Source organism: Pseudomonas sp. D1-1 (assembly GCF_051132225.1).
GTDB lineage: Bacteria > Pseudomonadota > Gammaproteobacteria > Pseudomonadales > Pseudomonadaceae > Aquipseudomonas.
On the sequence record NZ_CP071676.1, the window covers coordinates 1,171,579 to 1,195,616 of the forward strand.

Genomic DNA, 24,038 nt, shown 5'->3' on the forward strand with positions numbered 1-24,038 from the left:
TGAAAGATCAGGCTTTGACATCCGCCTTACGACTCACCACCACCGCCTCCAACGCCCGCCACACCCCGGGCGCTTTTTCCCCCAGCAACAAATGCCACACGCCATCCTCCAGCGCGCTGACCCCCTGGCAGCCAAGCGCCTTTAGCTGGCTTTCCGACAATCCCTTGCCATCGGCCAATTGCACCCGCAACCGGCTCATCGCCACGCAATCCAGTTGCACCACGTTGTGATTGCCGCCCAAGGCATCCAGCCATTTCTGTGCTTCGACAGCGCCGACCTGTGGTGACGGTTCAACGCTATCCAGTACAGCGACAGGGGCCGTCTGTTCGGAGGAGGGCAATGCCAGGCGGATTTCATCGGCGATGCTGTCCGCCATCGGCCCGACCACCACCTGCAAGCTACCGCCATAGCCCGGGCGAACCACGGCCATGGCGCCGAGGGCCTTGAGCTGGGCGTCGGACGCCTTGTTGCGGTCCACCATGTCCAGGCGCAGGCGAGTGGTGCAGGCGCCGACAGTGATCAGGTTGTCGGCGCCGCCCAGCGCCTGGATGTAGGCTGCGGCTCGCTGGTTTTCGGTGATGACCGGTTTGTCGCCCGCCGGCATCTCTTCACGCCCCGGGGTCTTGAGATCGAAGCGGCGGATGCAGAAGTCGAACACCAGGTAATAGATCAGCGCGTACGCCAGGCCCACCGGGACGACCAGCCAGCCGTTGGTGGATTTGCCCCAGCCCAGCACCATGTCGATGAAACCACCCGAAAAGGTGAAGCCCAGGTGAATGTCCAACAGGTTGGTCACCGCCATCGACAGACCGGTGAGCAGCGCGTGGACCAGGTACAACAGCGGCGCAAGGAACATGAAGGCGAATTCGATCGGCTCGGTGACGCCGGTCAGGAACGAGGTCAGCGCCATCGACAGCAGGATCCCGCCCATCACTTTGCGCCGCTGGGGCAGGGCGTTGCGATACATCGCCAGGCACGCGGCGGGCAGGCCGAAGAGCATCACCGGGAACATGCCGGTCATGAACTGGCCGCCTTTGGGGTCGCCGGCGAAATAGCGGGTCAGGTCACCGGTGACCACCGCGCCGGTCGCCGGGTCGGTGAAGCTGCCGAAGATGAACCAGGCCATGTTGTTGAGGATGTGGTGCAGGCCGGTGACGATCAGCAGCCGATTGAACACGCCGAACACGAACGCGCCGAAGCTGCCGCTGGCCATCAGCAGTTCGCCGAAGCCGTTGATGCCATGCTGGATCGGCGGCCAGATCAGACCGAACACGACGCCCAGGCCCACGGCACTGAAACCGGTGACAATCGGCACGAAACGCCGGCCGCCAAAAAACGCCAGGTACTCCGGCAACCGGATGTCCTTGAAACGGTTGTACAGCGCGCCGGCCAGCAGGCCACTGATGATCCCGGCGAGCATGCCCATGTTGATGGTCGCGTCGAGTACCTTCAGCGTCGCGATCATGACCAGGTAGCCGATCGCCCCGGCCAGCCCGGCGGTGCCGTTGTTGTCCCGGGCGAAGCCCACGGCAATGCCGATGGCGAAAATCAGTGCCAGGTTGGCGAAGATCGCCTGGCCGGCGTCGTGAATGATGGCGATATTCAACAGGTCCGTGTCACCCAGGCGCAACAGCAGGCCGGCAATCGGCAGGATCGCGATGGGCAGCATCAGCGCCCGGCCGAGGCGTTGCAGCCCTTCGATGAAATGCTGGTACATGGCGTCTCTCCTTTTTGTTGTTGTTCGACGTGGCTCAGCCCAGAGGCCAGTGTTGGTGACAGGCCTGGCGCACAGCGGCGGCGCTCGGCAGATTCAGCAAATCGGTACTGATGCGGCGGCATTGGGCAGCGTCGAGGTGGCGCACGCGGTCCTTGATTTCACCAATCTGTGGCGGGCTGACCGATAGCTCCCGTACACCCAGCCCGATCAACACCGGTGTCGCCAGGGGATCGGAAGCCAGGGCGCCACACACGCCGACCCAGCGTCCATGCCTGGCCGCGCCGGCGCAGGTCTGGGCGATCAGCCGCAACAGCGACGGGTGCAGGGCATCGACCCGGGCGGCGAGGCCGGCGTGGTCGCGATCCATGGCGAGGGTGTACTGGGACAGGTCGTTTGTGCCGATGGACAGGAAGTCCGCGTGCTCGGCCAGTTGCTCGGCGAGCAGGGCGGCGGCCGGCACTTCGATCATCACCCCCAGATGCGGACGCTCGCCCAGGCCCAGCTCGGTGCCCAAGGCATCAAGGCGCTGGCGGACGTGCAGCAGTTCGTCGACTTCGGTGACCATTGGCAACAGGATTCGGCAGCGATTCAACGGACGGGTCTGCAGCAGGGCGCGCAACTGTTGATCGAGCAATTCCGGGCGTACCTGGGCCAGGCGTATGCCGCGCAGGCCGAGCACCGGGTTGGCTTCGGCCGGCAGCGGCAGGTAATCCAGCTGCTTGTCGCCGCCGACATCAATGGTGCGGATGATCACCGGCCTGTCGCCCATGGCATCGAGCACGGCTTGATAGGCCTGGCGTTGCTCGCTTTCGTCGGGGGCCGTGTGACGGTCGACAAAAAGAAATTCGGTGCGCAACAAACCGACGCCATCGGCACCGTTGGCGAAGGCCTCGCCCGCTTCGGCGCTGGAAGCGACGTTGGCGGCGATTTCGACATCGACCCCATCAACGGTTCGCGCCGGCGTGTGGGCCAGGGACTGATGCCAGGTGCGCAGGGCGGCGCGTTGGGCTTGGGCTTGGCGGACCTGCGTCAGGCGCTCGGCGCTGGGCGTGAGTTCGAGGCGGTCATTGTCAGCGTCCAGCACCACCGTTCGCCCCGGCGCCTGTTCGAGCAGCGCCTCGCCCAACGCCACCAGGCAGGGCAGGCCTTTGCCCCGGGCCAGGATCGCTACGTGGGACGTCGCGCCGCCTTCGGCCATGCATACGCCGGCCACGCCCTGGGCGCCGAGTTGCAGCAGGTCCGAGGGGGTCAGCTCCTGCGCGGCGACAATCGCGCCCACCGGCACGTCGAATTGCCACGCTTCACCAAGCAACACCCGCAAGACCCGCTGACGCAAGTCGCGCAGATCATTGGCGCGCTCGGCCAACAACGTGCTGCCCAATTGCCGCAGCACCTGGCACTGCACGTCGATGGAGCGGCTCCAGGCGTGGGCCGCCGCGCAACCCTGATCAATGGAAAGGTAAGCGGCGTCCAGCAGGACCGGGTCTTCCAGCAGCGCCAGATGAGCGCTGAAAATCGCCTGCTCATCCGCGTGGTGCCGGGCCTTGGCGTTTTCCAACGTAACACCGATGTCGCGGCTGACCTGCTCCAGGGCTTGGCGCAGCCGTTGTCGTTGTTCTTCAACGTCGTGACCACCGGGGTCCTCGGGCAATTGAATGCCCTCCAATCGAACCAGCGGGCCGGTGACCAGGCCGGGTGCGGCGCAGACACCCTGCAGCACGCCATCCTCGGCGGCATGGTTCGGCGCCTGGACCCGTGGCGTGTCGGCGTGAACCTCTTCGGCCAAGGCTGTGGATAATGTCTTCAACAACGCTTGCAACGCCGCTTCGGCATCGCTGCCGCGGCAACTGACATGGACTTCGGCCTGCTCGGTGATTGCCAGGCCCATCATGCCCATCACGCTGTCACACGGCGCCGAGCGGTCGCCGAAATGCAGGTGCGAGCGGCTCTTGAAGCGTTGCGCCGTCTGACGAACCAGGGCGGCGGGGCGGGCGTGCAGGCCACCTCGATGGACGATGCGGATCTGGCCGGACACTTCGATGCCGACCTGCGGTTCATCGCTGCGGGTTTCGCCCGCCGCCCGGGCGACGATATGCAGCAACGGCTCGCCGACCTTGACCGCTTTGAGGGTGATGGGCCGTGCCTGGAAGCGCTCGCCATTGGTGATGACCAGCAGGCTCACCAGGCTTTTGCAGCGCAGTGCCACGCGGTCCAGGTCATAGCGCAGCAACGCCTGCCCGTTGCTGACCCGGGCGCCTTGCTTGACCAGCATCGAGAACCCGTCGCCCTGCAACTCGACGGTGTCCAGCCCCAGGTGCAGCAGCAGTTCGGCGCCGTTGTCGGCCCGCAGTGTCACGGCGTGGCCGGTCCGAGCGACGTGGATCACCTCACCGTCACAGGGTGCGTAGAGCGTGTCGTTCAGCGGGTCGATGGCAATCCCGTCGCCCATCGCGCCGCTGGCGAACACCGCGTCCGGGACGTTGGCGAGGGTGAGCAGCGGACCGCTGAGCGGGGCGCTGAGGGTCAGCTCTTTATTGTTATTGGGCATGGGCTCGCTCTCTTTGAAATCGGGTTGGCCTTGCGTTAAAAGACGCCGTCGGCTCAGTGGGTTCGGGTGACCTTGCTCAAGTGCCGTGGCTGGTCCGGATCCAGGCCTCGGGCCACGGCCAGCCGGGCGGCCATGCCATAAAAGCTCTGGATCGCCAGGATCGGGTCCAGGGCCGGGTGTTCGGCGCGGGACAGCGTCAGGTCGCGTTCGGCAATGTCATCGGGGGCCGCCAGCAATACCCGCGCGCCGCGTTGGCGCATGTCGGCGGCCAGGCTCAACACGCCGGCCTGCTCGGCTCCCCGCGGAGCGAAGACCAGCAGCGGATAGTGTTCGTCGATCAGCGCCATCGGCCCGTGACGGACTTCGGCGCTGCTGAAGGCCTCGGCTTGAATCGCCGAGGTTTCCTTGAATTTGAGCGCCGCTTCCTGGGCGATGGCGAACCCGGCGCCACGGCCGATCACCATCAACCGGGTACAGTCGCGCAGGGCCTCGACGGCCGGGCTCCAATCCTGGCGCGCGGCGTCGCGCAAGCCTTCGGGCAACGCGCGGCCAGCCTCCAGTAACTCGGAATCGTCCTTCCAGTGCGCCACCAGCCGCGTGCTGGCGCTGAGGGTGGCGATGAAACTCTTGGTCGCGGCGACGCTGTTTTCGACGCCGGCGCACAGCGGCACGCTGAATTCACAGGCAGCCTCCAGCGGCGAATCCTCGGCGTTGACCATCGCCACGCTCAGCGCGCCACGCTTGCGCAACAGACGCAGGCTGTTCACCAGGTCGGGGCTCTGCCCGGATTGGGAAAAGGCAAAGGCCACCTGGCCGCTGACCTTGAGCGGCGCCTGTTGCAGGGTTACCACCGACATGGGCAACGACGCCACCGGCAAGCCCAGGTGCTGCATGGTCAGGTAGGCGAAGTAACTGGCGGCATGATCGGAGCTGCCCCGGGCGACGGTCATCGCCACTTGCGGCGGCTGGCGGCGCAGGCGTCCGGCGATTTCCTGCAGGGCCGGATCCAGTCGCTGCAACTGGCGCTCGACGGCATCGGACGAGGCGAGGGCCTCTTCAAGCATTCTGGAAGACAATGGCTTCTCCTTCGACCATCACGTCGGTCAGGTTCAGGGAACGGTCAAGGCGCACACAGTCGGCCCAGGCGCCGGGGCGCAGGCGTCCGCGTTCGGGCAGGCCGAGATAATCGGCGGGAAATTGCGACAGGCGTTGCGAGGCTTCGGCGATGGGCAGGCCGATCTTCACCAGGTTGCGCAGGGCCTGGTCCATGGTCAGGGTGCTGCCGGCCAGCGTGCCGTCGGCCAGCCGCACGCCGCCCAGGCATTTGGTCACGGTGTGGCTGCCCAGCTTGTATTCGCCGTCGGGCATCCCGGCGGCGGCCGTCGAGTCGGTGACGCAATACAGGCACGGGATCGAACGCAAGGCCACGCGCATGGCCCCGGGGTGAACGTGCAGCAGATCCGGGATCAATTCGGCATATTGCGCATGGGCCAGCGCCGCGCCGACGATGCCCGGTTCGCGGTGATGCAGCGGGCTCATGGCGTTATACAAATGGGTAAAACTGCTGGCCCCGGCGGCCAGCGCCGCGACGCCTTCTTCGTAGCTGCCGAGGGTATGGCCGATCTGCATGCGCACGCCGCGGGCGCTGAGGGCGCGGATCAAGGCATCGTGCCCGGCGATTTCCGGCGCAATGGTGATCACCCGGATCGGCGCCAGGGCGAGATAAGCCTCCACTTCCGCCATCAACGCGGTGTGGGCGAAATTCGGTTGGGCGCCGAGTTTTCCGGGGTTGATATAAGGCCCTTCCAGATGCACGCCGAGCACCCGCGCGCTGCCGCCGGGCCGCTGTTCGCAGTATTCGCCGAGGGCCTTGAGCACCCCGGCGATTTCTTCGCTCGGTGCCGTCATGGTGGTGGCGAGCAGCGACGTGGTGCCGAAGCGCACGTGGGTTCGGGCGATCGTCTCGAACGCCGTCGCGCCCTCCATGATGTCCTTGCCGCCACCGCCGTGCACATGCAGGTCGATGAAGCCGGGCAGCAGATAGGGCAGGTCGTTGCTCGCCGGGTCGCAGGGCTGGCCTTCGATGGCCGCGACCTTGCCGTGTTCGTGGACCAGGCGGCCGCGTATCCAGCCGTTGGCGGTGAGGATGTTGTCTTCGGACATGGGAATTCTCTGGTCTCTAGCGCCGCAGCTCGGCGACAAAGTCGTAGTAGTCGTTGCGACAATAGGTGTCGGTGACTTCGATGGGCGTGTTGTCTTCCAGGTAGCCGACCCGCGTCATCAGCAACATCGCGGTGCCGGGGGCGATGCCCACCAGGGCGGCGAATTCATCGGAAGCGTTGATCGCCTGGATGTGCTGCAGCGCGCGAACGACCGGTTTGCCAATGCCATCGAGGAACTCGTACAGCGAATCGCCCACCGCCTGTGGCTTGGGAATGATCGATGCCGGCAGCGTGCTCATTTCAATCGCCATGACCGTGTCATCGGCCTTGCGCAGGCGCTTGAGCCGCGCGACTTTGTCGGTGGGCGACAGGCCCAGGCGGATCAGTTCTTCGTGGGTCGGCGGGGTGATCTCGCGCTCCAGCCATTGCGAACCGGGCACGAAGCCCTTGAGCCGGAGCATTTCGCTGAAGCCGCTGAGGCGTGACAGCGGTTGTTCCAGGCGCGGGGTGATGAACGTGCCCGAACCCTGGTTACGGCGGATCAGGCCTTGTTCGAACAGCACTTCCAGCGCTTTGCGGGCGGTGACCCGGGAGATGCCGAGTTGTTCGCTCAAGCTGCGCTCGGACGGCATTGCCTGCTCGGCTTTCCATTGGCCGGCGTGGATGGCGGCTTCCAGGTTGCGGGCCAGTTGCAGGTAGAGCGGGGTGGGTTGGGTATCGTCAGGGCGCAGGGTCTGGATGTCGTTCATGGGGGTGTCCGATGCGGTTTTTGTGGGCGTTGTCGCTCGGTAAGTGGGGTGGAAACTAATACCACTTGAATACCATGTCAACGTGGGATCTGGTTGGTTTTTGGGCGTTTATGGGGTGTTTCGAGGGGGTTGGCTTTAAGTGGTATTGCCGGGCGGAGGAGGGTTCGTGAGCGTACGGCGTTGGGTGGTGGTTTCAGGAGGGCAGTGGTATGCATGGGTTGTAAATTAGGGGATTTGATATTTATTTTTTTTGCGACCGGAGGGGGCGGCGTGTATATCCGTTGCTGCGGTGATGGCTACTTATGGTTCCGCTTTTACAGCGGGTCACTTTTGGAAGAGCGCCAAAAGTAACCAAAAGCGCTTTGCCCCACCACTCGGCACCTCGCCTGGGCTCGGTGTGCCCTCACTCCGGCATTGCTCCGTGGGCCCGCCGCGAAGGGCCGTCCCTGGCCCAGCGCGGCTATCCCGGCATCCATGCCGGGATGCCCACTCCACAATACCTGCGTTCGGCCATCGTGGTTAACGGGGCGCTGAGATCAAAGTCAAAAGCACGGCAAGAGCAAGAGCCGGCCTGTCTTTGGCGGTGGTACTTCGATCCATCTGTGGGAGCGAGCCTGCTCGCGAAGGCGGAATGTCAGTCGATGAAGAGGCTGGATGTGCCGGCCTCATCGCGAGCAAGCTCGCTCCCACAGGGGCTGTGGCGTACGCAAATTTTGTAGCTGCTGAAGATCCAATGTGGGAGCGAGCCTGCTCGCGAAAGCGGACTTTCAGTTAATGAAGATGTTGGCTGTACCAGCCTCTTCGCGAGCAAGCTCGCTCCCACAGGGGTTGTGGCGTACGCAAATTTTGTAGCTGCTGAAGATCCAATGTGGGAGCGAGCTTGCTCGCGAAGGCGGAATGTCAGTCGATGAAGAGGCTGGATGTGCCGGCCTCTTCGCGAGCAGGCTCGCTCCACAGGGGCTGTGGCCTACGCAAATTTTGTAGTTGCTGAAGACCCAATGTGGGAGCGAGCCTGCTCGCGAAGGCGATGTCACAGCCGATGAAGATGTTGGCGGTACCGGCCTCTTCGCGAGCAGGCTCGCTCCCACAGGAGGAGTGCGGTCCCACCAAAACCAGGTCGGCTTCAGGCCGCCTCGTGGCGGACGTTGATTTCGGCGCCCCGTTAACCACGCTGGCCGAACGCAGGCATTGTGGAGTGGGCATCCCGGCATGGATGCCGGGATAGCCGCGCTGGGCCAGGGACGGCCCTTCGCGGCGGGCCCACGGAGCAATGCCGGAGTGAGGGGACACCGAGCCTTGGCGAGGTGCCGAGTGGTGGGGCAGAGCGTTTTTGGTTACTTTTGGCGCTCTTTCCAAAAGTGACCCGCTGTAAAAGCGGAACCATTACCGGCCGTGACCGCAGCAGTTCTAGTCTTTGGGCGTCGCTGCCAATTCAGCGACCGGACGTGAGAATCCGAGCATCTCTAGGCGCACAGGCGCCCACCATATAAAGTGCAGGCGCATTTCGCCTATGCATCATGTTATGGCGGCTGTGCGCGGGCACGCTTCTGCGTGGCCGGGTTCCTAGAGTCCGGATTCTCACCCCGCGTACGGCTGCCACCCTCCAGTCCGTGAGAAGACTCGGTGGTAGCTCCATCTCTAGGAGCAAGACCATGATCAAAGAAACCCCAAACCCGCCAAACCCCGCCGACCGCGCTATGGACCAGAATCCCAAGCCGGACGACAGCGACTCAGAACCCCAACCCTCGACCCAACTGTTCAACGTGACGGACTGCATCGACACCGAAACCCTGCTAGCCAACCTCAGCGAAACCCTGGCCTCGGCCAATGCAATGCTCAGCGACCTGGCATTCAGTCTCGAAGGCTCACGACGGCACGTAGCATTGGGAGTGGTGCAGATGATTGAGCTCGGGGAATTGCTGACAAACAAGGCCTTGGATCGGGTCGAGCTTCGGATTTGATGCCATAAGTAATGGCCTCATCCCTAGCACGATGCGGGAACGCCAGGCCCCCTGTGGCGAGGGAGCTTGCTCCCGCTGGGTTGCGAAGCGACCCCAAGGCCAGCAACTCAATCTGCCTGATACACCGCGCTGTCGGGTCTTGGGGCTGCTGCGCAGCCCAGCGGGAGCAAGCTCCCTCGCCACCAAAGGCTCCTTGCGCAGTTACGGGCGAATCTCGATCATCGTCCCATCCGGCACCAGGTTCCACACCTCACGCATGTCCACATTGCGCATGGCGATACAGCCATCGGTCCAGTCCAGCGTATGGAACAACTGCTCCGGGTTCTCCTCCGAATCCGGCGTGCCATGGATCATGATCATTCCCCCCGGCTCCACGCCTTCGCGGCGGGCGCGGGCGGCGTCGCTGATGTTGGGGTAGGAAATGTGCATCGACAGATAGAAGCGCTCGCTGGTCTTGCGCCAGTCCAGCCAGTAGAAACCCTCGGGGGTGCGCTTGTCGCCTTCGATCAGCTTGGGGCCTTTCTTGGCGCCCTTGCCCAGGGAGATGCGATAGGTCTTCAGCGGCTTGCCGTCGTTGATCAATTGCAATTGATGGGCGGACTTCAGCACCAGGACTTTTTCAATGACCTTGCCGTTATAGGTTCCCACGGCGGCGGCTTGGGACACAGCGGTGAACGACAGGCAAAACAGGACAAGCAACCAGCGCATTAAAACGATATCCCTAGAGGTGTCGCGACTATATTGATGTTCAGGTATTGGCAGGCTGGGCCAGCGGCGGTATCGACTCGGATCGCACCGGGAAATCCTCGGCCCGTCGGTCCGCGTAAAAGTATTCCAGGGTACGGCCCACCGTGCGGAAAGCCAGCTCGTCCCACGGAATCTCGGTTTCTTCGAACAGCTGCACTTCCAGGCTCTCGGGCCCGGCGGCAAAATCAATGTCGACCAGCTCTGCGCGGAAGAATACATGCACCTGGCTGATGTGCGGTACGTCGATCAGCGTATAGATGCTCAGGTTTCGCACCCGGGCGCAGGCTTCCTCGGCGGTTTCACGGACGGCGGCCTGCTCGACGGTCTCGCCGTTTTCCATGAAGCCCGCCGGCAACGTCCAATAACCGCGGCGCGGTTCGATGGCGCGGCGGCATAAAAGGACTTTGCTACCCCAGGTCGGTACACATCCGGCAACGATATTGGGGTTCTGGTAATGGATGGTGTGGCAGGTGTCGCAGACGAAGCGCAGGCGCGAGTCGCCCTCGGGTATGCGCTGGGTCACCGGGTTACCGCACTGGCTGCAGAATTTCATGCTTGGATTCCTGGAGGCTGCGCCTATCTTGGCGTGTGCGGGCGGGTATCGGCAAGTTGTCGTTTCGCGACATGACGTGGTCCCGGGGCTTGGGCCGCTTGGCTGATTGGTGCATGATGCTAGGCAGCGAATAAATCGAGAAGTCTCATGCTGGACGAGCTACTGCATCGAGTAAGCAACCATACGCCGCGTGATCTGGAGACCGATCGGCGTTTCCCTGAAGCGGCGGTGCTGGTGCCGATCACCCGCAGCGACGAGCCGGAACTGGTCCTGACTTTGCGCGCCAGTGGGCTCTCGACCCACGGCGGCGAAGTGGCTTTCCCCGGCGGGCGCCGCGACCCGGAAGACCCGGACCTGATCTTCACTGCCCTGCGCGAAGCCGAAGAGGAAATCGGCCTGCCGCCTGGCCTGGTGGAAGTGATCGGCCCTCTCAGCCCGCTGATTTCCCTACACGGCATCAAGGTCACCCCCTATGTCGGGGTGATTCCCGATTACGTCGAGTACCAGGCCAACGATGCCGAGATCGCCGCGGTCTTCAGCGTGCCGCTGGAGTTTTTCCGCAAGGACCCGCGCGAACACACCCACCGCATCGATTACCAGGGGCGCAGCTGGTACGTGCCCAGTTATCGCTTCGGCGAATACAAGATCTGGGGCCTGACGGCGATCATGATCGTCGAGCTGGTCAACCTGCTGTACGACGCCGGTATCGACCTGCACACACCGCCCAACAGTTTCATCAATACCTGACGCCCCGAGGACTTCCATGAAATACCGCCTGGGCGATGCCCGTGTCGAAACCCACCCACAGAGCTGGGTTGCGCCCAACGCCACGCTGGTGGGCAAGGTCCGCCTCGAAGAAGGCGCCAACGTCTGGTTCAACGCCGTGCTGCGCGGCGACAACGAACTGATCCTGATCGGCAGGAACAGCAACGTGCAGGACGGCACGGTGATGCACACCGACATGGGCTTTCCGCTGACCATCGGCACCGGCGTGACCATCGGCCACAACGCGATGCTCCACGGCTGCACGGTGGGGGACTACAGCCTGATCGGCATCAACGCGGTGATCCTCAACGGCGCGAAGATCGGCAGGAATTGCATCATCGGCGCCAACTCGCTGATCGGCGAAGGCAAGGAGATTCCCGATGGTTCGCTGGTGATGGGCTCGCCGGGCAAGGTCGTGCGCGAGCTGACCGAGGCCCAGAAGAAGATGCTCGAAGCCAGCGCGGCGCACTATGTGCACAACTCGCAGCGTTATGCCCGCGACTTGGTCGAGCAAGAACAATGAACCCGGCTGAACGTCCGGTTCCCTCGCCCTGCGTGAACATCTGCGCGCTGGATGATGACGACATCTGCACCGGCTGCCAGCGCACGGTGGCGGAAATCACCCGCTGGAGCCGGATGGACAATGAAGAGCGGCGCGGCGTTCTGGCGTTGTGTCACGAACGGGCCAAGGCCAGTGGGTTGGTGTGGATGTTGCCGGCAAAACCTTGATGTATTCACTGTGGCGAGGGGATTTATCCCCGCTGGGCTGCGCAGCGGCCCCAAATCAAGCTCCAGGTAGTGTCAGGAAAAAACGCATAGCCTTTTAAAGGGGCTGCTACGCAGTCCAGCGGGGATAAATCCCCTCGCCACAGATAATCACGGTGATTCTTAGTGGGGCCGCCGCCCCAGCCACCAATCCAATCCCACCACCCCCAGCGCGATCCCGACAAACCCCGCCAATATCCCCCCGGCATTGATCAGTACCTGTGGATAACCCAGAGTCGCAACATCGATGAAAGGGTAGGGGTAAGCCGCCAGCAGATTGCCACGCAGCAGGATATAACCGAAGTACACCAAGGGATAAAGCATCCACAGCCCGATGTGGCGCAGGCGCAAGCTGCCCTTGGGCACGCAGAACCACCAGTAGCCGATGAACAGCACGGGCATCACGTCGTGCAGCAGTTCGTCGGCGATAAACTGCCAGCCTTCGGGTTGCCAGAGATGGCGCAGCAGCAGGCTGTAGGCCAGGCCGACCAGGGCAATGCTCACGGCGATGCCGCTGCATACCGCTGGCCCGAGGAACCAGCGCCGCGCCGCTGAATCGCGGTGGGTCAGTTCGAAGCTCAGCACCACGGCCACCAGCGTGTTGGTCAGCACCGTGAAAAAACTGAAGCAATTCACCAGCCCGCCCAGCAGGCTCGCGCCCAGCTCCCAACGCCCGAGCAAGATCAGATACAACTGGATGCTCAGTCCCGCCCAGCCAAGCAGTGCCGCCATCGACACGAAACCGCGCCGCAGGGGAATTCCAACGCCCACGACTCAGACCGGCCGTTTCGTGCGCATCAGCTTGATGTACAGGCGCTCGACTTTTTCCCGCGCCCACGGCGTCTTGCGCAGGAAGGTCAGGCTCGACTTGATGCTGGGGTCGCTCTTGAAACAGCGGATATCGATGCGTTCGGCCAGGCCCGACCACTCGTAGTGCTGCACCAGGGCATTGAGGATCTGCTCCAGCGTCACGCCGTGCAGTGGGTTGTCGTTGTGTTCGGTCATGAAGCCTGTACGCCAGGTAAGTGATATGCCGCGCACCTTAGCCGAGGTGCCGTTCGGGTGGAAGCGCCGCGCTTTGAAAGCAGTGGCCGCGTCGTTGAAGCCCGTTTGACTGTTACCGAATCCGAAAGGATCCATGTTGGTAAAAGCGCTTTCTCTATTTGTAACAGAACATTATCCTTGCGCAGCCAGCTGAAACGCTTCTCCTGCCGCGCCAGAGCCTTTGCGTTTGTTCAATCCTTAAAAAAGATCAAGAAATCCCTCTTTATGTTTGATGTTCAGACTCTGCCAGACAGCGCTGTCCGGCTTCGCTGACAGGCGGACGACACGCCGATTGGCGGGATCCAGTCGTCGTTCTGATGGCCAACGCAAGCCCAGCGGCAGCGCGTCGACCGATCACTTTTTTACTGAACCATGCCTGCGCGAGATCGTCATCTAAAGTGACTGCTTGCGCGGGACTCTTTAAAACGTCACGGAGATACACACTATGAGCACTGAGGGTGCTTTGAGTCGAAGCCGTCTGCTACCGAGCCTGCTCGGCATTCTGCTTCTGTTGATGGGCCTGGCCCTGTTGGCCGGGGGAATCAAGCTGAGCACGCTCGGCGGCTCGCTGTATTACCTGCTTGCCGGTATCGGCCTGGCGCTCACCGGCGTCCTGCTGATCCTGGCCCGCCGTGCGGCGTTGGGGCTGTACGCGCTGGTGCTGTTCGCCAGTACCGTTTGGGCCCTGTGGGAAGTGGGCCTGGACTGGTGGCAACTGGTGCCGCGCCTGGCGATGCTGTTTGCCCTGGGCATCGTCTTGCTGCTGCCATGGTTCCGCCGCCCGTTGCTGACTGCCGATGCGTCGCCGATGGGCACCCGCGCATTGGGCGCTGCGGTGATCATCGCGGGTATCGCCGCGCTCGCCAGCCAGTTCACCAACCCGGGTGAAATCAAGGGCCAACTGGACCGCGACAGCGTGCCCGGCATGGCCAACACCGCACCGGCGATGCCGGACGGGGACTGGAACTCCTACGGCCGCAGCGCCCACGGCGACCGTTATTCGCCGCTGGCGCAGATCACCCCGCAGAACGTCGGCCAGTTGAAGGAAGCCTGGACGTTCCGCACCGGTGACCTGCCAGGGCCGAACGACCCGGGCGAGACTACCGCTGAAAACACCCCGCTCAAGGCCAACGGCATGCTCTACGTGTGCACGCCGCACAGCCAGGTGATTGCGCTGGAGCCTGAAACCGGCAAGGAAATCTGGCGTTTCGATCCGAAGCTTTCCACGCAGAATGCGGAAAACTTCAAGGGTTGGGCCCACATGACCTGCCGCGGTGTGAGCTATCACGATGACGCCGTGTACGCCTCGGCCGAGCAGAGCCCGACCGGCGCCGCCAGCACCACGCCCGCCAGCACCGTGTGCCCACGACGGATCTTCCTGCCAACCGCCGACACCCGCCTGATCGCCCTCAACGCCGACACCGGCAAGATGTGCGAAGACTTCGGCGACAAGGGCCAGGTCGACCTGACCGCCAACATCGGTGGTTTCACCGCCGGCGGTTACTACTCCACCTCGCCGCCGGCGGTCACCCAGAACCTGGTCGTGATCGGCGGCCACGTCACCGATAACGTTTCCACTGACGAGCCAAGCGGTGTAATCCGTGCCTACGACGTGCACACCGGCAAACTGGTGTGGAACTGGGACAGCGGCAACCCGGACGACACCACGCCGATTGCCGAAGGCCAGACTTACACCCGCAACTCGCCAAACATGTGGTCGATGTTCAGCGTCGACGAAAAACTCGGCATGCTCTACCTGCCGATGGGCAACCAGACGCCCGACCAGTTCGGTGGTTTCCGCACGCCCGAGTCGGAAAAATACGCTGCCGGCCTGACCGCGCTGGACATCGCCACCGGCAAGGTGCGCTGGTACTTCCAGTTCACCCACCACGACCTGTGGGACATGGACGTCGGCGGCCAGCCGACCCTGATGGACCTCAAGACTGCTGATGGCGTGAAACCGGCCGTGCTGGCTTCGACCAAGCAGGGCAGCATCTATGTGCTGGACCGCAGCAACGGCCAGCCGATCGTGCCGATCAAGGAGATCCCGGTGCCGCAAGGCGCGGTGGAAGGCGACTTCACTTCACCGACCCAACCTATGTCCGACCTGAACTTCGTGCCGCCGGTCCTTAAGGAACGCGACATGTGGGGCGTGACCCCGTTCGACCAGATGCTGTGCCGGATCGACTTCAAGTCGCTGCGCTATGAGGGCATGTTCACACCGCCGTCGTTGCAGGGCTCGATCGTCTATCCAGGCAACTTCGGTGTGTTCGACTGGGGCGGTATCTCGGTGGATCCGGTGCGCCAGATCGCTTTCGTCAACCCGAGCTACATGGCGTTCAAGTCGAAACTGGTGCCGGCGGCGGAAGTCGCGGGTGGTCCGGGTCGCAAGAGCGAAACCGAAGGCGTGCAGCCGAACAAGGGCGCGCCGTACGGCGTAATCCTCGAGGCGCTGCTTTCGCCAATGGGCCTGCCTTGCCAGGCGCCGGCCTGGGGTTATGTGGCGGCCGTCGACCTGACCAACAACAAGACCCTGTGGAAGCACAAGAACGGCACCGTGCGCGACAGCTCGCCGGTTCCGATCCCGCTGAGCATGGGCGTTCCGAGCCTGGGCGGCACGTTCACCACCGCCAGTGGCCTGGCGTTCCTGAGCGGCACGCTTGACCAGTACCTGCGCGCCTATGACGTGAAGAACGGCAAACAGCTGTGGGAAGGCCGCCTGCCCGCCGGCGCCCAGACCACGCCGATGACCTATACCGGCAAGGACGGCAAGCAATACGTGCTGGTCGTAGCCGGCGGCCATGGCTCGCTGGGGACCAAGCAGGGTGATTATGTGATCGCCTACAAGCTGCCGGATTAAGCAGAACCGCGCCCAAGAAAAAGGCGACACCCTTGCGGGTGTCGCCTTTTTTAATACTTCGATCTCACACACGCTTTTGTGGCGAGGGGATTTATCCCCGCTGGGCTGCGAAGCAGCCCCTCAGAACAGTCACCCCAATCTGTCTGATCCAACGAGTTGTCTGGTTTTAGGGCTGCTGCGCAGCCCAGCGGGGATAAATCCCCTCGCCACAGATGAGTCTTCTAGCCACAAGGATTGTGCTTAGCCTTGGGCTTTTAGAGTTCGATCTTGACCGCCTGCGAAGCCCGGGTTGCCTTGGCGCGGGCGGCTTCGATGGATTCGTCGCGGGCCAGGGCCACGCCCAGGCGGCGTTGGCCGTTGACTTCCGGCTTGCCGAACAGGCGCAGGGCGGTGTCCGGTTCGCTCAGGGCGGCGCCGAGGTTGGCGAAGGCGGTCTGCGTCGACTGGCCTTCCACCAGAATCACCGCCGAAGCCGATGGGCCGAACTGGCGGATCAGCGGAATTGGCAGACCCAGAATGGCGCGGGCGTGCAGGGCGAATTGCGACAGGTCCTGGGAGATCAGCGTCACCAGGCCGGTGTCGTGCGGGCGCGGCGAGACTTCGCTGAACCACACCTGGTCACCCTTGATGAACAGTTCGACGCCAAACAGTCCACGACCACCCAAGGCCTCGGTCACTGCCTTGGCGACGCGCTCGGATTCGGCCAGGGCCACCGGGCTCATGGCCTGTGGCTGCCAGGATTCCTGATAGTCGCCCTTTTCCTGACGGTGACCGACCGGTGCGCAGAACGTGGTGCCGCCGACGTGGCGCACGGTAAGCAGGGTGATTTCGTAGTCGAAGTCGATGAAGCCTTCGATGATCACCCGGCCCTTGCCGGCGCGGCCGCCTTCCTGTGCGTAGTCCCAGGCTTTCTGCACGTCATCGGCACTGCGCAGCAGGCTCTGGCCCTTGCCCGAGGAACTCATCACCGGCTTGACCACGCATGGGAAACCCAGGGTCTCGACGGCCTTGCGGTAGTCTTCCACGGTGTCGGCGAAGAAGTACGGCGAGGTCGGCAGGCCGAGTTCTTCGGCGGCCAGGCGGCGGATGCCTTCGCGGTTCATGGTCAGTTGCGCGGCGCGGGCGGTAGGGATCACGGTGAAGCCTTCGGCTTCCAGTTCCACCAGGGTCGCGGTGGCGATGGCTTCGATTTCCGGCACGATGTAGTGCGGCTTCTCGGCCTCGATCACTGCGCGCAGGGCCGCGCCGTCGAGCATGTTGATCACGTGGCTGCGGTGGGCCACTTGCATGGCCGGCGCGTTGGCGTAGCGATCCACGGCAATCACTTCAACGCCCAGGCGCTGCAGTTCGATTACCACTTCCTTGCCCAGCTCACCGCTGCCACACAACAAAACGCGGGTCGCGGTGGGCGACAATGGGGTTCCGATACGGGTCATCTGAAGGTCCTCAAACAGGAGCGGATCATCGGGGCGCGCGCCGGGCGAGCTTCCCATGGGGAGAAAGCGCGGCATTTTACATGAACCGCGTCAGCCGGCGACGGCCTGTTTGCGCAGACGCCAGGCCATGATCAGCCAGACGGCCGTGACCCCGGCGAATTTCGACAGCAGGGCGGTGACGACCACGCCTGGCGTGAGGGCGTCGATCAGGCCGAAAAAGATGAAGGTATCCAGCGGAATACTCAGGGCCGAGCTGATCCACAATCGGTCGTGCAATGGGCGCCGGGTGATGGTGAACACCAGCCAGTCGATGCATTCGGACACTGCGAATGCCGTGGCGCTGGCCAGGGCAATGGTCGGATCGGAGGTGACGTAGGACAGCACCAGCGCCACCAGCATCGCCGCAATGGCACCATGGCCGAAGCGGGTCTGCACCATGTCGCGCAGGACGAACACCAGGCCACCCCAGGCCGACCAGATGATGTCCAGGTGCGGCGCGGCGGAGAACGCGAAGTTGATCAGCACGACGCTGCCGATGTAGGCGATCAGGAAAAGCATGGGGGTATCCGGTTATTGTCGAGAAAGGGCGGCGAGAAGTTTTAATCGTGGCGAGGGGATTTATCCCCGTTGGGCTGCGAAGCAGCCCCCCGAATCAATCATTCAATCTATCTGATCAAGCGGGTTGTTAGGTTCCAGGGCCGCTTCGCACCCCAGCGGGGATAAATCCCCTCGCCACAGAGGTTGTGTCCAGTCGGTGCAGGGAGGTTACTTCAGCACCACCAGACCCTCAATCTTCCTCATTGTCATCAAGCTTCCAATACCCCGCCGCCTTGATGAAATCCTGGTCCAGCCCTTTCTCCTCCAGCAACACTTTGCGAATCTGCCGCGACACTTTGCTCTCGGTCGCGACCCAGGCGTACAGCTTGCCACCGGGCATTTCCAACTGCTGGACGGTGCGAAGCAGGCTGTCGCGGTGGCCTTCGCGCAGTACCCAGATCACTTGCACCTGGGCCGGGCTGTGAAGGATCTGCTGTTCGGCGCCGTTTTCCACTTCCACCACCACCAGTGCCCGCCGGTTGGGTGCCAGGCCTTCGAGGCGTCGGGCGATGGCGGGCAGGGCGGTTTCGTCGCCGATCAGCAAGTAGCTGTCGAAAATATCCGGCACGATCATCGAGCCCCGTGGCCCGGCGATGTTCAGGTACTGCCCGGGCGCCGCCTGGGCCGCCCAGGTTGAAGCAGGGCCGTCGCCGTGGAGGACGAAATCGATCTCCAGCTCCAGGGCATCCAGGTCGTAGCGGCGCGGGGTGTAGTCGCGCATCTCGGGCATCGGGCCCTGGGCCTTGCCGGCGCCGGGGTTGAAGTTTTCCAGGGCGGCGTGTTCTTCGGCGTTCTGCGGGAACAGCAACTTCACGTGATCGTCCGTGCCGAGGCTGACGAACCCGGCCAGTTCCGGTCCGCCGACGGTGATGCGGCGCATGCGTGGTGTCAGGTCTTGCACCCGCAGCACTTGCAGGCGACGGCGTTTGATTTCGTGGCTGACGCGGTGGATGGTGTCTGGATCGACTTCAGTCATGCTTTTACTCCGAAACGGTTGGACGGCGAGGGCCGTCGACAATGGCTTTGGCGGTGTCGTTGAGCAGGTCGCGTACCCGCAGGATCTCTTCCGGGCTCCAGCGACCATGGTGCATCTGCAAGGCATGGCGCAGGTTGTGGACCGCCTCGTGGATTTCCGGCGGCCGATCCTGGCCGCGCAGCGAACGCTTGCTGACTTCGATGCGCATCCGTACGCCGTCCAGCGCCACGGCCTGGTCTTCAAGGGATAGACGTCCGGCATCGGTCACGCTGTAGCGTTTTTTTCCGCCATCGGCATCGCCGCTGATCATTTCGCTTTCTTCGAGGAAGGTCAGGGTCGGATAGATCACGCCGGGACTGGGGCTGTAGGCGCCATCGAACATGCTTTCGATCCGGCGGATCAGGTCATAGCCGTGGCAGGGTTGTTCTGCAATCAGTGCCAACAACAGCAGTTTCAGGTCGCCCGCGGCGAAAACACGCGGCCCGCGACCGCCGCGCTCACGGCTTGCCGCACGTTTGTCGAAGCCGTCGTGAGCGACATGTTCGCGGTGAGGGTGGGAATGCGGGTCTCTCATCGGTCTGTCCTCAGAAATTCTTAAGATAGAACTTAAGATATATCTTTAGGCGATGCACGCATGTTTTTTATAAATCCGACGAGCAGCCGGATTCGCCCGACGGCGCAGCGTTGAGCGCGATGGGTTATCAGAAGCTGAAATGGCGGTTGCTCAGCGGCTCGTCACCAATGGCTGACATTGGGTGTGGCTGCCCGGTTGCAAATAGGCCGAGAGAAACGGCGCCATGCCCTTGAGCACCTGTACCGGCAAGGCCGAGGTGAACTTGAAGTTCTGTGCCGAGGCGCCCGGGACGAAGGCGGTCAGGGTGCCGAAATGGCTGTCGCCGATGTAGAACACGAACGTGGCGGTGCGGTTTATCGATTTGGAACTGATCACCCGTCCGCCTGAGCCGACGGCTTCGATGCGGTTGTCGCCAGTGCCGGTCTTGCCGCCCATGGCCAGCGGCGTGCCGTCGGCCAGTTTGAAACTGCCCGCGACACGTTTCGCGGTGCCGGCGTCCACCACTTGCGACAGGGCGCCGCGCAAGGCCCGGGCCACTTCCACCGGCATCACCCGCTTGCCGTTGTCCGGATCGCTGACCAGCCGCGTTTCGTAGGGCGTGTCGACGGCAAACTGCAGGCTGTCGACACGCAGCGCCGGTTGGCGGATGCCGTCGTTGAGAATGGTCCCTACCAGTTCCGCGAGGGCGGCGGGGCGGTCGCCGGAGCTGCCGATCGCAGTGGCGAGCGACGGCACCAGGTGGTCGAACGGATAGCCGACTTGCTGCCAGCGCTGATGGATATCCAGGAAGGCTTCGACCTCCAGCATGGTGCGGATGCGGCTGTCGCGGGCGCTCTTGTGCCGGCTCTTGAACAGCCAGCTGTAGACCTCCTGGCGCTCGAACTGGCTGGCCTTGACGATCTGGCTGAACTTGGCGTCGGGGTTGTTGAGCAGGTAGCCCACCAACCACAGGTCCAGTGGATGGACCTTGGCGATGAAGCCTTGGTCCGGCAGGTCATAGGCGCCGGGGCCGTAGCTTTGGTAGAGCCGCTGCAGACGCTCGTCGGTGAGCTTTTCGGCGCTCTTGGCGTTTTTCAGATGGGCGCGTACGAAGCGGTTGAAACTCTCCTGGCTGTCGTTGGGAAAGAAATAGCGGTGCACGGCGGCGAGGCGGATCGCGGTGGGACGCATGCCGTCGAGGAAGGTTTCGAGGCGCTGGGCGGTGTCCTTTTTCTGGTATTTCTTCCAGAACCTGAGCAGGAACGAGGTGCCTTCGCGATCGGCGAACTGGGCCAGGTATTCCTGGCGGCGCGGGTCCTTGTCATCCTTGAGCAGTTCGGAGCTGTTGTTGGGACCGGCATAGGTGGCGTAGCGCACCAGGTCGCGCATCAGGCGAATGAACGGCAAGTTGATCGATTCGCGCAGGGCGTCGCGCAGGGTCGGCAGGCGACCGTCGTCTTCCCTGCGAAAGTTGTGAAAGGTGTGCAGTCCGCCACCGGTGAAAAATGCCTCGCCCGGGCTGGCGGAGTAGGTGCGGTCGAGTGCCGCTTCGAGCATTTTCGGCAGGCTGCGGTCGGTGTTTTCAATCAGGTAGTCCACCGCCCAGCGCGAGAGGCGGTCCTGGTCGGCGATCTCGGTTTTCTTCAGTTGTGCCGGGGTCTGTTGGGCGTAGCGCTCGTGCAATTCGGCGATGATCTGCAGGTAGGTGGTCAGCACCCGCAATTTGGCGGTGGAGCCCAGTTCCAGCTTGCTGCCCTCGTTGATGTCGAAGGGCTGGTCGGTGCTGTCGGTCTGTACCCGCACACGCGAACCGTCCGGCGTCAGTTCCAGCAGGGTAAAGCTGTAGCGCACCTGCGTGGTGCTGGTGGGGGTCAGCAGGCGCTCTCCCATCAGGCCGATCTCGGCGGCGAACGCCGGGTCGGCCAATCGCTTGAGGTACTCGGTGGCCTGGGCCTGCAATTCGCTTTGCAAGGTGCTGGTGGCCGACAGGTCGAGGCGATCAAGGTCGTACAGCGGACGATTGAGCAGCGTGGCGAGACGACTGCGGGCGGCGCTGATGCCCTTGTTGGTTTCGTTGGGCTGGATCGTCGGCTGCTGCACCCAGTCGCGATAACTGACTTTGCTCGCCAGGGCGGCCTCGGCCAGGGCCGCATCGATCACGCCGTTCTGCGCCAGCAGCCGGATGTGGCTGTCAGTCAGGCGAGCGAGTTCATCGTGACCCTTCGATAGGTAATGGGAAGGCCGCCGCTGGGCGATCATCAGCGAGAGCATTTCCCGCAGGGCCAGGCCTTTTTGCGCCAGGCTCTCGGGGTCGGTGGCGGTGCTGAACAGGCGCTCGTTGGCCTTGTTGAAATCGGCGCCGTACCAGACCCTCAGTCCTTCCGCCATGCCATGGACTTCGCCATGACCTGGAACCGCGGAAAGCGGCACGCTGTTGAGGTAGTCGCGGATGACCCGCTGGCGGGCCTCGAGGGTTTGCGGGCCGGCCTGGTAGGCGCGCACGCTGGCGGAAATCATCTGGCGGATCTTCTCCGCCCCCGACACGGTCAGGCCCTCGGGGGAGTGCCGGTATTTCTCCAACTGCGTCGCCAATGTGCTGCCGCCCGCCGACTGGCCGGGCAAGCTCAGCAACTTGGCCACTTGCGACCAGGCCGCCATGCCGAAACGCGGCCAGTCCACCGCCGGGTTAGCCAGCGGCTGCTTGGGATCGAGCAGGAAGCGGTTCTCGATGAACAGCAGGCTCTGCACCACGAGCGGCGGGATGGCGTCGAAACTGGCGTACAGCTGTTGCGGGTATTTGAACTGATACACCGGCGCGGCGCGGCAATCGGTGATGGTCAGTCCGGCCTGGATCTTTTCCGCGTAGGGCACGAACAGGCCTTTATCGACATAGTCCGTCAGCTCTGGGGAGAAACGGGCCTGGGCCTGGATCACATAGTCGCGCTTGATCAGTCGTGGCAGGAACTCCCCCAGCGAGCTGTAGCCCAATCGCCGGTCGAACGGACCCGCGCCAGGGTAGACGATGGCGTCGCTGGGCCCCGGTTGCACCGAATAGGTCAAGGACGCGGCGTACTTGCTGATCTCCCGGGCCTGGAACCGGGACGTGCGCATCTCCTTGGCCACGGCAAAGCCGACCACCACGACGATAATCAGCAACAACAACCAGAACGCCCGCCAGCCATGCCGTGCGCGGCGTTTTTTCGGGGGTAAAGGCGCTTCTTCCATACGTTCAGTCGGGACCACAGGTTTATTCGAATCGGTTTGCCACAAAGCGCCCATAGTCGACTGATCCATTCACGCAGATTGATCGGACTTGCTTGAAGCTTAGACGGTGGTTGGCGTGGGGGGAGGGAAATTGTGGGCATCCGTAGGTGAAGCCTCCCCTATGAGGTTTGTAATTATTGCAACGGTCATGTCCGTGGCGAGGGGATTTATCCCCGTTGGGCTGCGAAGCAGCCCCAATGCCAACAACGCTGTTGTACAGGCGTACCGAGTTGCAGTTGGGGGGACTGCTTCGCAGTCCAGCGGGGATAAATCCCCTCGCCACAAGTCCTACGCAAGTATCGGAATATTCGCTCGAACTTTGCCGGGGCGACAAAGCAGCGGCGTGGCTACGCTGGATTCAAACCCTTCAAAAGGAAGCAAGGAATGCATCCGCACCCCAACTCACATCGCTTGCGCAGAGGTCGTTATTCAGAGCTTGGGCGTGCTTATCTGGTGACTGCTGTGGTTCACAAACGCCAGCCGGTTTTTTCCGATTGGAGGCTTGGACGCCTGTTGGTTGCCGAATTCAAGCATGCTCATGATTCCGGCCAGGTGAACTCTTTGGCCTGGGTGGTGATGCCGGACCATTTCCATTGGCTGCTGCAAGTCATGGATAGTCAGCTAAGTCGTATCATCGGCGCTACCAAGGCTCGATGCACCCACAGTGTCAATAACACGATCGGAGCCACTGGACCGCTGTGGCAAAGCGGCTTTCATGATCGTGCGATTCGAGATGACGTGGAGTTGTTGCCGTTAGCTCGCTACATCATTGCGAATCCGCTTCGTGCTGGGCTGGTGAGTCGAATTGGCGATCACCCGCTGTGGGACGCTGCATGGCTTTGAGAAGAACCTATGGCGAGTAGATTATCTGTGGCGAGGGGATTTATCTGTGGCGAGGGGATTTATCCCCGTTGGGCTGCGAAGCAGCCCCAATGCCTACGACTCTTTTTACAGTTATACCGAGTTGCGGTTAGGGGGACTACTACGCAGTCCAGCGGGGATAAATCCCCTCGCCACAAGTATTCCTTCTCAAGGGAGCACAGCCTGAAAGTCTTGTATTAGAGCCATCGACCTCTACCAGCGCATGACCCTGCACCATCACTGTGCAATACTTGCGGCGTTCCCTGAACCGCTGTAACTGCAGATAATGCCTCTCCTTAAAGACGGTTTTTACTGCGGCATATCCCTGAATTTTCCGGGTTTTATAGTGAAACTCTCTGTTCTCTGCTTTTTATACTGCACGACCCGCTGATCTTGAGGCCTTGTCCTACAGGACGGTCTGCCCACGAGGCAGGCCCGGTTTCGGCAAGGTTGCAGGCTTATCCGCCTGTGGCCTTGGAG

General features: G+C 62.8%; 21 protein-coding genes. 7 read left to right on the top strand and 14 right to left on the bottom strand.

The window, feature by feature from the left end; all coding sequences use genetic code 11:
* Nucleotides 1–7: 7 nt before the first annotated feature.
* Genes nagE through J3P86_RS05160 form a run of 5 tightly spaced genes read right to left on the bottom strand, consistent with a single transcriptional unit; the run spans nt 8 to nt 7,176 of the window.
* Complete coding sequence (nagE, locus tag J3P86_RS05140; RefSeq protein ID WP_434699575.1) at nt 8–1,717, bottom strand: N-acetylglucosamine-specific PTS transporter subunit IIBC; 1,710 nt, start codon at nt 1,715–1,717, stop codon at nt 8–10.
* 34 nt (nt 1,718–1,751) lie between these two features.
* Nucleotides 1,752–4,265 (bottom strand): phosphoenolpyruvate--protein phosphotransferase, encoded by a 2,514-nt coding sequence (gene ptsP, locus J3P86_RS05145; RefSeq protein ID WP_434699576.1) that lies wholly within the window; start codon nt 4,263–4,265, stop codon nt 1,752–1,754.
* Nucleotides 4,266–4,318: 53 nt separating this feature from the next.
* Nucleotides 4,319–5,341: an SIS domain-containing protein gene (locus J3P86_RS05150; RefSeq protein WP_434695749.1), complete on the bottom strand. Its 1,023-nt coding sequence runs from the start codon at nt 5,339–5,341 to the stop codon at nt 4,319–4,321.
* Nucleotides 5,322–6,428: an N-acetylglucosamine-6-phosphate deacetylase gene (gene nagA / locus J3P86_RS05155; protein ID WP_434699577.1), complete on the bottom strand. Its 1,107-nt coding sequence runs from the start codon at nt 6,426–6,428 to the stop codon at nt 5,322–5,324. The genes J3P86_RS05150 and nagA overlap by 20 nt, the downstream gene beginning before the upstream one ends.
* Before the next feature lie 16 nt (nt 6,429–6,444).
* Nucleotides 6,445–7,176 (bottom strand): GntR family transcriptional regulator, encoded by a 732-nt coding sequence (locus J3P86_RS05160; protein WP_305496537.1) that lies wholly within the window; start codon nt 7,174–7,176, stop codon nt 6,445–6,447.
* Nucleotides 7,177–8,828: 1,652 nt separating this feature from the next.
* Here J3P86_RS05160 and J3P86_RS05165 point away from each other — a divergent pair.
* Complete coding sequence (locus tag J3P86_RS05165) at nt 8,829–9,137, top strand: DUF6124 family protein (protein ID WP_434625854.1); 309 nt, start codon at nt 8,829–8,831, stop codon at nt 9,135–9,137.
* Nucleotides 9,138–9,338: 201 nt separating this feature from the next.
* Here the strand turns inward: J3P86_RS05165 and J3P86_RS05170 are convergent, their stop codons facing one another.
* Nucleotides 9,339–9,845, bottom strand: coding sequence for a L,D-transpeptidase family protein (locus J3P86_RS05170; protein WP_305496533.1), 507 nt, complete (start codon nt 9,843–9,845; stop codon nt 9,339–9,341).
* Between the two features lie 40 nt (nt 9,846–9,885).
* The gene (locus J3P86_RS05175; RefSeq protein ID WP_434699578.1) at nt 9,886–10,437 is read right to left on the bottom strand and encodes an NUDIX hydrolase; all 552 of its coding nucleotides are present in this window, start codon (nt 10,435–10,437) and stop codon (nt 9,886–9,888) included.
* Nucleotides 10,438–10,584: 147 nt separating this feature from the next.
* On the opposite strand from J3P86_RS05175, the gene J3P86_RS05180 reads away from it, so the two are divergent.
* From J3P86_RS05180 to J3P86_RS05190, 3 genes are read left to right on the top strand one after another with little or no spacing between them, the layout of a single operon-like run.
* Nucleotides 10,585–11,184, top strand: a complete 600-nt coding sequence (locus J3P86_RS05180) for a CoA pyrophosphatase (RefSeq protein WP_434569685.1) — start codon at nt 10,585–10,587, stop codon at nt 11,182–11,184.
* Nucleotides 11,185–11,200: 16 nt separating this feature from the next.
* Nucleotides 11,201–11,725, top strand: coding sequence for a gamma carbonic anhydrase family protein (locus tag J3P86_RS05185; RefSeq protein WP_305496527.1), 525 nt, complete (start codon nt 11,201–11,203; stop codon nt 11,723–11,725).
* On the top strand, nt 11,722–11,931 hold the full coding sequence (locus tag J3P86_RS05190; protein WP_434569683.1) for a DUF1289 domain-containing protein: 210 nt from the start codon (nt 11,722–11,724) through the stop codon (nt 11,929–11,931). Before J3P86_RS05185 ends, J3P86_RS05190 begins: the two co-directional genes overlap by 4 nt.
* A gap of 159 nt (nt 11,932–12,090) precedes the next feature.
* On the opposite strand, the gene J3P86_RS05195 is transcribed toward J3P86_RS05190, so the two are convergent.
* Both J3P86_RS05195 and J3P86_RS05200 read right to left on the bottom strand, forming a co-directional pair.
* A complete protein-coding gene (locus J3P86_RS05195; protein WP_434625847.1) occupies nt 12,091–12,699 on the bottom strand; it encodes a Pr6Pr family membrane protein in 609 nt (202 codons plus the stop codon).
* A gap of 42 nt (nt 12,700–12,741) precedes the next feature.
* Complete coding sequence (locus J3P86_RS05200) at nt 12,742–12,972, bottom strand: VF530 family DNA-binding protein (protein WP_434569681.1); 231 nt, start codon at nt 12,970–12,972, stop codon at nt 12,742–12,744.
* A 57-nt stretch (nt 12,973–13,029) separates the two neighbouring features.
* Here J3P86_RS05200 and J3P86_RS05205 point away from each other — a divergent pair, with 57 nt between their 5' ends.
* Both J3P86_RS05205 and J3P86_RS05210 read left to right on the top strand, forming a co-directional pair.
* Entirely contained in the window at nt 13,030–13,284 is a 255-nt protein-coding gene (locus J3P86_RS05205) for a hypothetical protein (RefSeq protein ID WP_434625845.1), read from the top strand.
* A gap of 172 nt (nt 13,285–13,456) precedes the next feature.
* Nucleotides 13,457–15,871: a glucose/quinate/shikimate family membrane-bound PQQ-dependent dehydrogenase gene (locus tag J3P86_RS05210; RefSeq protein WP_434625843.1), complete on the top strand. Its 2,415-nt coding sequence runs from the start codon at nt 13,457–13,459 to the stop codon at nt 15,869–15,871.
* Nucleotides 15,872–16,125: 254 nt separating this feature from the next.
* On the opposite strand, the gene purT is transcribed toward J3P86_RS05210, so the two are convergent.
* From purT to J3P86_RS05235, 5 genes are all read right to left on the bottom strand, one after another.
* Nucleotides 16,126–17,307, bottom strand: coding sequence for a formate-dependent phosphoribosylglycinamide formyltransferase (purT, locus tag J3P86_RS05215; RefSeq protein ID WP_230151134.1), 1,182 nt, complete (start codon nt 17,305–17,307; stop codon nt 16,126–16,128).
* A 90-nt stretch (nt 17,308–17,397) separates the two neighbouring features.
* A complete protein-coding gene (locus J3P86_RS05220; protein ID WP_434625841.1) occupies nt 17,398–17,865 on the bottom strand; it encodes a preQ0 transporter in 468 nt (155 codons plus the stop codon).
* A 229-nt stretch (nt 17,866–18,094) separates the two neighbouring features.
* On the bottom strand, nt 18,095–18,880 hold the full coding sequence (locus J3P86_RS05225) for a siderophore-interacting protein (RefSeq protein ID WP_434699580.1): 786 nt from the start codon (nt 18,878–18,880) through the stop codon (nt 18,095–18,097).
* A 4-nt stretch (nt 18,881–18,884) separates the two neighbouring features.
* On the bottom strand, nt 18,885–19,454 hold the full coding sequence (locus J3P86_RS05230; RefSeq protein WP_434625836.1) for a PadR family transcriptional regulator: 570 nt from the start codon (nt 19,452–19,454) through the stop codon (nt 18,885–18,887).
* A 150-nt stretch (nt 19,455–19,604) separates the two neighbouring features.
* The gene (locus tag J3P86_RS05235) at nt 19,605–22,712 is read right to left on the bottom strand and encodes a transglycosylase domain-containing protein (RefSeq protein ID WP_434699582.1); all 3,108 of its coding nucleotides are present in this window, start codon (nt 22,710–22,712) and stop codon (nt 19,605–19,607) included.
* Between the two features lie 369 nt (nt 22,713–23,081).
* Here J3P86_RS05235 and J3P86_RS05240 point away from each other — a divergent pair, with 369 nt between their 5' ends.
* Nucleotides 23,082–23,540, top strand: coding sequence for an REP-associated tyrosine transposase (locus J3P86_RS05240; RefSeq protein ID WP_434699583.1), 459 nt, complete (start codon nt 23,082–23,084; stop codon nt 23,538–23,540).
* Nucleotides 23,541–24,038 lie beyond the last annotated feature (498 nt).

Excerpts from the sequence above, each read along its gene's own strand:
- nagE (WP_434699575.1), bottom strand. The coding sequence starts at position 1,717 with ATGTACCAGCATTTCATCGAAGGGCTGCAACGCCTCGGCCGGGCGCTG.
- ptsP (WP_434699576.1), bottom strand. The coding sequence starts at position 4,265 with ATGCCCAATAACAATAAAGAGCTGACCCTCAGCGCCCCGCTCAGCGGT.
- nagA (WP_434699577.1), bottom strand. The coding sequence starts at position 6,428 with ATGTCCGAAGACAACATCCTCACCGCCAACGGCTGGATACGCGGCCGC.
- J3P86_RS05160 (WP_305496537.1), bottom strand. The coding sequence starts at position 7,176 with ATGAACGACATCCAGACCCTGCGCCCTGACGATACCCAACCCACCCCG.
- J3P86_RS05165 (WP_434625854.1), top strand. The coding sequence starts at position 8,829 with ATGATCAAAGAAACCCCAAACCCGCCAAACCCCGCCGACCGCGCTATG.
- J3P86_RS05170 (WP_305496533.1), bottom strand. The coding sequence starts at position 9,845 with ATGCGCTGGTTGCTTGTCCTGTTTTGCCTGTCGTTCACCGCTGTGTCC.
- J3P86_RS05175 (WP_434699578.1), bottom strand. The coding sequence starts at position 10,437 with ATGAAATTCTGCAGCCAGTGCGGTAACCCGGTGACCCAGCGCATACCC.
- J3P86_RS05180 (WP_434569685.1), top strand. The coding sequence starts at position 10,585 with ATGCTGGACGAGCTACTGCATCGAGTAAGCAACCATACGCCGCGTGAT.
- J3P86_RS05185 (WP_305496527.1), top strand. The coding sequence starts at position 11,201 with ATGAAATACCGCCTGGGCGATGCCCGTGTCGAAACCCACCCACAGAGC.
- J3P86_RS05190 (WP_434569683.1), top strand. The coding sequence starts at position 11,722 with ATGAACCCGGCTGAACGTCCGGTTCCCTCGCCCTGCGTGAACATCTGC.
- J3P86_RS05195 (WP_434625847.1), bottom strand. The coding sequence starts at position 12,699 with ATGGCGGCACTGCTTGGCTGGGCGGGACTGAGCATCCAGTTGTATCTG.
- J3P86_RS05200 (WP_434569681.1), bottom strand. The coding sequence starts at position 12,972 with ATGACCGAACACAACGACAACCCACTGCACGGCGTGACGCTGGAGCAG.
- J3P86_RS05210 (WP_434625843.1), top strand. The coding sequence starts at position 13,457 with ATGAGCACTGAGGGTGCTTTGAGTCGAAGCCGTCTGCTACCGAGCCTG.
- purT (WP_230151134.1), bottom strand. The coding sequence starts at position 17,307 with ATGACCCGTATCGGAACCCCATTGTCGCCCACCGCGACCCGCGTTTTG.
- J3P86_RS05220 (WP_434625841.1), bottom strand. The coding sequence starts at position 17,865 with ATGCTTTTCCTGATCGCCTACATCGGCAGCGTCGTGCTGATCAACTTC.
- J3P86_RS05225 (WP_434699580.1), bottom strand. The coding sequence starts at position 18,880 with ATGACTGAAGTCGATCCAGACACCATCCACCGCGTCAGCCACGAAATC.
- J3P86_RS05230 (WP_434625836.1), bottom strand. The coding sequence starts at position 19,454 with ATGAGAGACCCGCATTCCCACCCTCACCGCGAACATGTCGCTCACGAC.
- J3P86_RS05235 (WP_434699582.1), bottom strand. The coding sequence starts at position 22,712 with ATGGGCGCTTTGTGGCAAACCGATTCGAATAAACCTGTGGTCCCGACT.
- J3P86_RS05240 (WP_434699583.1), top strand. The coding sequence starts at position 23,082 with ATGCATCCGCACCCCAACTCACATCGCTTGCGCAGAGGTCGTTATTCA.